This window comes from Okeania sp. SIO2B9 (assembly GCF_010672505.1).
Lineage (GTDB): Bacteria > Cyanobacteriota > Cyanobacteriia > Cyanobacteriales > Microcoleaceae > Okeania > Okeania hirsuta.
Window position 1 is genome coordinate 1 of sequence record NZ_JAAHGK010000238.1, and the last position, 7,299, is coordinate 7,299.

Annotated in this window: 6 protein-coding genes; 2 read left to right on the top strand and 4 right to left on the bottom strand. The window is 38.5% G+C overall.

What is annotated here, in order from left to right; genetic code table 11:
• On the top strand, positions 1-3,127 hold a 3,127-nt coding region (locus F6K13_RS10945), incomplete at its 5' end, for an efflux RND transporter permease subunit (protein WP_287287370.1).
• Positions 3,128-3,390: 263 nt separating this feature from the next.
• Here the strand turns inward: F6K13_RS10945 and F6K13_RS10950 are convergent.
• Both F6K13_RS10950 and F6K13_RS10955 read right to left on the bottom strand, forming a co-directional pair.
• Entirely contained in the window at positions 3,391-3,516 is a 126-nt protein-coding gene (locus tag F6K13_RS10950; protein ID WP_287287372.1) for a hypothetical protein, read from the bottom strand.
• Positions 3,464-4,048 carry a pentapeptide repeat-containing protein gene (locus F6K13_RS10955; RefSeq protein WP_124146772.1) on the bottom strand — a complete coding sequence of 195 codons (585 nt, stop codon included), beginning with the start codon at positions 4,046-4,048 and terminating at the stop codon, positions 3,464-3,466. Before F6K13_RS10955 ends, F6K13_RS10950 begins: the two co-directional genes overlap by 53 nt.
• Before the next feature lie 890 nt (positions 4,049-4,938).
• Between F6K13_RS10955 and trpB the strand changes: the two genes are divergently transcribed.
• Entirely contained in the window at positions 4,939-6,168 is a 1,230-nt protein-coding gene (trpB, locus tag F6K13_RS10960) for a tryptophan synthase subunit beta (protein WP_124154768.1), read from the top strand.
• 178 nt (positions 6,169-6,346) lie between these two features.
• Here trpB and F6K13_RS10965 read toward each other — a convergent pair whose 3' ends face one another.
• Together F6K13_RS10965 and F6K13_RS10970 are read right to left on the bottom strand one after the other, a co-directional pair.
• Positions 6,347-6,961: an acyl carrier protein gene (locus tag F6K13_RS10965; RefSeq protein ID WP_287287373.1), complete on the bottom strand. Its 615-nt coding sequence runs from the start codon at positions 6,959-6,961 to the stop codon at positions 6,347-6,349.
• A 108-nt stretch (positions 6,962-7,069) separates the two neighbouring features.
• A complete protein-coding gene (locus F6K13_RS10970; RefSeq protein WP_287287374.1) occupies positions 7,070-7,231 on the bottom strand; it encodes a hypothetical protein in 162 nt (53 codons plus the stop codon).
• Between the last annotated feature and the right edge of the window lie 68 nt (positions 7,232-7,299).

Consider the following 7,299-nt stretch of genomic DNA (forward strand, 5'->3'; position numbering starts at 1 on the left):
TGAACCTCCAGTAGTTAGCGTGCAAACTAGCTACCCAGGAGCTAACCCAGAAGTAGTAGAAACAGAAGTAACAGAAATTCTCGAAGCAGAAATTAACGGTGTTGAAGGTGTCAAAACCCTAACCTCCAGCACCAGGGAAGGTTCAAGTTCCATAAATGTTGAATTTGAACTAGACCGTGACCTAGAAGCAGCAGCTCAAGATGTTCGTAGTCGAGTTTCCCGTGCTATGAGAAGACTTCCCGATGAAGTTGATGCGCCAGTAGTTTCTAAACGCAGTAGCGATGATGAACGGATTATTTGGCTTGCTTTAACTGGGGAAAAATACTCGTCCTTAGAGTTAAGCAACTATGCTGATAAATTCATCAAAAATGTCTTAGAAACTGTTAACGGAGTGGGCAGTATTTTGATCGGTGGCGAACGTCGCTACGCTATGCGACTATGGTTAGACCCCCAAAAAATGGCTGCTCGAAATATTACAGCATTAGATGTAGAACAAGCACTCAGAGAACAAAACGTAGAAATTCCCAGTGGCAGAATAGAAGGAAAATCAACCGAATACCCAATTCGGACTTTTGGTCGCCTACAAACTACAGAAGAATATCAAAACCTAATCATCAGACGAAATGATGATAATTCCCTCACCAGACTAAGAGAAATTGGTAGAGCAGAAATTGGAGCAGAGAGCGATCGCACCCTTGCTCGTTATAATGGTAAACCAGCAGTAGGTCTTGGTATCAGTAAATTATCCGGGGCAAATATCATAGAAGTTGCCAACGGAGTTAAAACTAGGATGGAAGAATTATCCAAAGATTTCCCGGAAGGAATGGAATATTACATCAGTGTTGACTACTCAACATTTGTAGAAGTAGCTATCAAAGAAGTTTGGAAAAGCTTATTTTTAGCAATTTGTTTAGTTGTCTTAGTTATCTATGCGTTTCTGAGAGACTGGAGAGCAACCCTCATACCCACCATCACCATTCCCGTTTCTCTCATTGGTGCTTTTGGGGTAATGTATTTCATGGGATTTTCCATCAACACCCTCACCCTATTTGCCCTCACACTATCAACAGGTTTAGTGGTAGATGACACCATTGTTGTCTTAGAAAATATAGTTCGATATATTCAAGAAGAAGGCAAAACTCCCATGCAAGCAGCCATATTAGGAGTAGGAGAAGTAGTATTTGCCGTCATTGCCACCACAGTTGTATTAATTGCCGTATTCTTACCAGTCGCATTTTCTGGAGGTTCTTCAGGGCAAGTATTTAATGAATTTGCTCTAACTATTGCAGTCTCAGTCGTATTATCCACCTTCGTTGCTTTGACTTTAGCACCAACCTTATCAGGGCGAATCTTAAAAAGACATCAACCAAAAGAACATCAAAACTTCCTTTCCCGCGTAGTTGCTACTCCCCTAGATTTATTTGATTATGCTCTAAGTCGCATCTCAGCCATGTATGATTGGTCATTGCGTCTGTTGATGAGAATGAAACCATTAGTAATTTTAGGATTTGTCCTATCTTTCTGGTTAATCTTTTGGTTATATCAACAACTCCCCCAAGGATTTTTACCCACAGAAGACCGGGGGCGAGTATTTGTATCCGTGTCTGCACCAGAAGGTGTAAGTGTTCAATATACTGATAACGTCATGCGTCAAGTAGAAGATAAACTCTCTCAAATACCTGAAATGAGAGGTTATTTCAGTATTGTTGGATTTGGTCGTTCTGCCCAAGCAAACCGAGCTTTTGCTTTCACCAACCTCAAACCATGGTCGGAACGCAAGAAACCAGAGGAAGCACAACAAGAAATTGTTAAACGGTTGTTTGGAGCATTTGCTCCCATTACTGATGGACGAGTCTTTCCCATTAACCCCGGTTCATTGCCTGGAACTGGTCGCACTCAACCAGTACAGTTTGTGTTGCAGGGAAATGATTTAGAAGAACTAGCGCGAGTCTCTGAAGAATTTACTAATGAAGCGCAACAGTTACCCCAGTTGAATAATATTGATACAGATTTGAAGATTAATAAACCGGAGATCTCCGTAGAAATTGACCGCGCTCAGGCATCTAATTTAGGTGTGTCGGTGGAGGATATTGCCAGAACATTGCAAATTATGATGGGAGGGGAAGATATTACTAACTTTACCCAAGGAAATCAACGTTATGATGTAATTGTGCGAGCTGAGGAACAGTTTCGTAATAGTTTACAAAATATTGATGATTTGTATGTACGGACTGAGTCAGGAGTAATGATACCTTTGAGTAATGTGGTGAAGGTAAGTACGACAACCACTCCTCCTCAGATTAATCACTTTAATCGATTTCGTTCGGCAACTATTCAAGGAAGTCCTGCTCCAGGAGTAAGTCTGGGTGAGGCGTTACAAGCGTTGGACGATTTGGCAGACCGGATTTTACCTGCTGATATGCGAACCGACCTCCAGGGTGAGTCGTCACAGTTTCGAGATGCGGGTCAAGCGACGATGCTTCTTTTTGCCTTGGCAATGATCTTTATTTTCTTGACATTGGCAGCTCAGTTTGAGAGTTATATTGACCCGGTGGTGATTTTGTTGGCAGTACCGTTATCTTTGTTGGGTGCTTTTGGAGCGTTGTGGTTGGCGCAGTTGGAAGTGAATGTTTATAGTCGAATTGGGTTGATTATGTTGATTGGTTTGGCAACGAAAAACTCGATTTTGATTGTGGAATTTGCTAATCAATTGTTGGCAGATGGTATGTCTATTACTAAAGCTGCGGTTGAAGCATCCCGTTTGCGGTTTCGTCCAATTTTAATGACGGCGTTTTCTACCATTTTCGGGGTAATGCCATTAGCTTTTGCTTCTGGTGCAGGTGCTGCTAGTCGGGTTTCAATTGGAATGTCGGTTATGGGTGGTATGTTGGTTTCTACAATTTTGAGTTTATATGTAGTGCCGATATTTTATGTGATGGCGAAAGGTTTACAGTCACGTTTATTTCATAAATCTGCTGAAGAGTTGGCAGGTGGTTATGATATCAATGGTTTTTCTAATGGTAATGGTAATGGTAATGGTAATGGTTATACTAACGGAAATGGTAATGGTAATGGTAATGGTAAGGCAAGTTATGTTAAGGATGGTGTGAAAGAAGTGAAAAAATAGGCGTTTAGTTATTAGAGTTTTGTGGAATGGGTATCTTGCCCGTTCCTGATATTTTCAGGTAGGTAGGATATCCACCCCACTTATATTCACCCCACTTCGGAGATTAAAATCTCCAACTTGTTTTCATCCATCGGCTGAAGTCTGATAGCTTTCAACTGCCAAATTCAAGGTAATGGTATTAGTATCTAATTATTTTTTCACGGTATAGCCAGTGGGAGCATCTTGCTCCCGCCCTAATTCTTCCCGATCTCTACCTACCATTACTATGCAAGACTACCTTTTTTTCTAACTCCTGTCTCCTGTCTCCTGTCTCCTGTCTCCTGTCTCCTACCCCTACTACCGAGTGGCAAATAATCTACTCGCGTGAGGTTCTCCAGGCAAATCTTCAACAATTGCACCTTGCTGTTGCAACTGTTTCTTCATCTCTGCAGATAGTCCAATACCAAGAGAAAATCGAGTCTCCTTCACATCAACCCCATTCATCTTAGTCTTCTTGAGGTCGGCACCACTTAAATTAGCATGACTCAAATTTGTATCAATTAAAATTGCTTTCTGTAAATTAGCGCGACTCATATCAGCATAACTGAGATTAGCATAACTCAAAATGGCCCCACTCAAGTCAGCAGCACTCAAATCTGCCCCACTCAAATCTGCCCCACTCAAATCTGCACGAGTCAGGTTCGCTCCACTCAGATTCGCCCCACTCAGATTCGCACAATACAAATTAGCACCAATCAAAGTAGCATTGTACAAATTAGCACCAATTAAATTTGCTCTAAATAAATTAGCCCGGAATAAATTAGCACGAAACAAACTCACACCAGCTAAATTCACATTACTAAGCTCAGATCGAAATAAATCAATATCCCGAAAATTTCTTTCTCCGGAGGCATAACGTGCCAAAAATTCTTCAATTTTCATAATTTTATCTTAAAATTTTCTTGATGTTTTCATCTAAAACTTTAAATTTAGATGTGTTTCTCTTCTCTGTAAGTTTTAAATACATAAAGACAAGAAACTTATATAGCAGAAGGAAGAAGGAAGAAAGAAGAAGGAAGAAGGCTTTAGTTATCTAGGAGAGAAGACTTTAGTTATCTAGGAGAAAAGAAAAATCTTACGTTATCTGAGTTTTCAGCTTTCGATCTGTTCTAACTTTTCCTTCAACTGCCATATTAATTATCTTGGACTTTTTTTTAAATGTTAGGTGATTTTTATAACAATATTTTACAAAAGTTATATTTGCTTGATATATACCAATAAAAGTTTAAATTTTATTAAAAAAGTTGATCGATACAAATACAAGAATTTATGTACATCTAAGTTGCACTTTTTATAATTTTAAATCAACCTCTATATAGCAATCCTATATCATTAGTAAAAAATCAAAAAATAGATCGAAAATCTGAAACTATCAGACCTTTTCCCTCCCCCTAATTTCCTTTTTACTGAATAATTAAGGTTTAAAGCCTTTCCCTTAAAGGAGAAAAAATAAAAAATTTTCGGCGTTGCTGAATTGAAGTATGAATGCGCGATTGTTTGGTTCTGGTCAAGCCCCCTAAATCCCCCATTCAACAAAAAGCGCAGCATCCTCTGGTTTCCCCCTTTCCAAGGGGGACTTTTAGAGTTTTATTCCCCCCCAAAATTGGGGGGTTAGGGGGGCTTGCATCATACCCATAATCAGCAACGCCAAATTTTCCTTTTAGTCAATCCTATCCGTTTTCAAGGAGAGGTAATTATTAATTATTAATTATTAATTGTTGAACAAAAAGCCTATATATAATGAAAAATATTCTATTTTTGAGAAAAAATTAGTGACTACTACACCTCTAAATCCTACTTCAACTCAACAACCAGATACTCTCGGCAGATTTGGCCAGTTTGGCGGTAAATATGTCCCCGAAACATTAATGCCTGCCTTATTTGAGCTAGAAGCGGCCTACAAAAAATACAGTCAAGAACCCGCTTTCCAAAAAGAACTCCAACAACTTCTGCGAGACTATGTAGGTCGCCCTAGTCCTCTTTATTTTGCCGAACGTCTCACAACTCACTATGCCAGACCTGATGGTACAGGTCCACAAATTTACCTCAAACGGGAAGACCTCAACCACACTGGTGCCCACAAAATCAACAATGCTTTAGCTCAAGCTCTATTAGCTCTGAAAATGGGTAAAAAACGTGTCATTGCCGAAACAGGTGCTGGTCAACATGGTGTCGCCACTGCCACAGTTTGCGCTCGGTTTGGATTGGAATGTATCATCTATATGGGCGTTCACGATATGGAACGTCAATCTCTCAATGTATTCAGAATGCTACTAATGGGAGCGGAGGTACGACCAGTGGAAGCTGGCACCGGCACTCTAAAAGATGCAACATCAGAAGCTATTCGAGATTGGGTAACAAACGTGGAGACTACCCACTATATTCTTGGTTCTGTTGCAGGTCCTCACCCATACCCGATGATGGTACGAGACTTTCATGCTGTTATCGGTCAAGAAACCCGCACTCAATGTTTGGAAAAGTGGGGCGGTTTGCCTGACATTTTGATTGCTTGCGTTGGTGGTGGTTCTAATGCAATGGGTTTATTCCATGAGTTTATGAATGAGTCGTCAGTCCGAATGATCGGTGTAGAAGCTGGTGGTGAGGGAGTTGAGACTAATAAACACGCTGCTACTCTGACTCTTGGTCGTGTTGGTGTGTTGCATGGAGCTATGAGTTATTTGTTACAGGATAAGGAAGGTCAGATAATTGAACCTCATTCTATCAGTGCAGGTTTAGATTATCCTGGTGTCGGACCCGAACATAGTTTTTTGAAGGATAGTGGTAGAGCTGAATATTATAGTGTGACTGATAATGAGGCAGTGGCTGCTTTTCAACGTTTGTCTCAGTTGGAAGGTATTATTCCAGCACTGGAAACTGCTCATGCGATCGCTTATTTGGAAACTCTCTGTCCACAGTTAAATGGTAGTCCGCGTATTGTGTTTAACTGTTCTGGACGTGGGGATAAGGATGTGCAGACAGTGGCTAAGTTTTTGGAGGGGTAATTAATTTGTAAATAATTAATTTGTCGGGTGCGTTAGACGGCTAAAATTTAGACTGTGAAAGGAATTTAACAATCCGTCATAACGCACCGTTTTAGATATGTCAATTCAGTAAAGTTGAAAAATGTTCAGTAATTAATATTAATCATCAAAATACTATAGTTTGTCTACTTTATAAATACTAATTACCTTTCTTTGTTGTCTCCTTTTTTGCTTGATTAATAATTGCATCACAAATATAGTTGCATATTCCTTTAATATTCCACGAGTATTTCCCATCATTACCTGGTAACTCTACCTCAAGTTTTTCTAACGGCATTTTAAATTCTTTTTCGAGTGCCATTTGCAATTCCATTAATACCAATTTAAATTTTATATTATCTAGCTTATCGAAACTGAAAATTGTCTCTAGTTTAACTCTTTCTATATTTATTTTCAACTCCTGACTAATTACTTTTTTAACTCTTTCTAAAATTATACTTCTAAGTTTATTGGGTTTTTTTTCAGCATTTTTTCTCATTAACTTTAATGCTATTTCTGCAAACTTATATTCTTCAATGCTTTCTATTCTCTGACTATTTATTAACTGTTTTTCCATTTGATCGTAGAACTGAATCAAGTAGGATTTGATCATTTCTTTTTTGTGCCCTACAGGAATACTACCAATATTTTCTCCATACTTTTTTTCAATCTCAATTTCTTCTGAAGAAACATAATATTTAGGAACTGAATTTTCGAGGAAAAACATTAAATATGGATCTTGTTGATTGTTTTTGGTTTTAACTTGACTCAACAAAACTATTTCTAGTTTATCTAGGTGAGTAAATGCAATTCTTATGTTAGACGGCGAATTAAATTTTTTGCAGTAAACAAGATTGATTTTATCTAACTCTAATTTTAACTTTTAACTTAATAATTTAACAATCATTTTTTTGAGAATAATCAAGTAAAATAAATCTCCAACTGTGGTAGAAAGCATATTATCTTGCATCTCCAATGGAAATTCTTTTTTCAGTGCTTTGACTAGAGGAGTATTAGAAAAGTTAGTCTCAGTTGTTAATCCCAAATCATTGATAATATAACTGAGACTAACTTTTCTAATACTCCTCTAGTCAAAGCACTGAAAAAAGAATT

Bases quoted from the DNA above. Each gene is read 5' to 3' on its own strand.
- F6K13_RS10955 (WP_124146772.1), bottom strand. From the start codon at position 4,048: ATGAAAATTGAAGAATTTTTGGCACGTTATGCCTCCGGAGAAAGAAAT.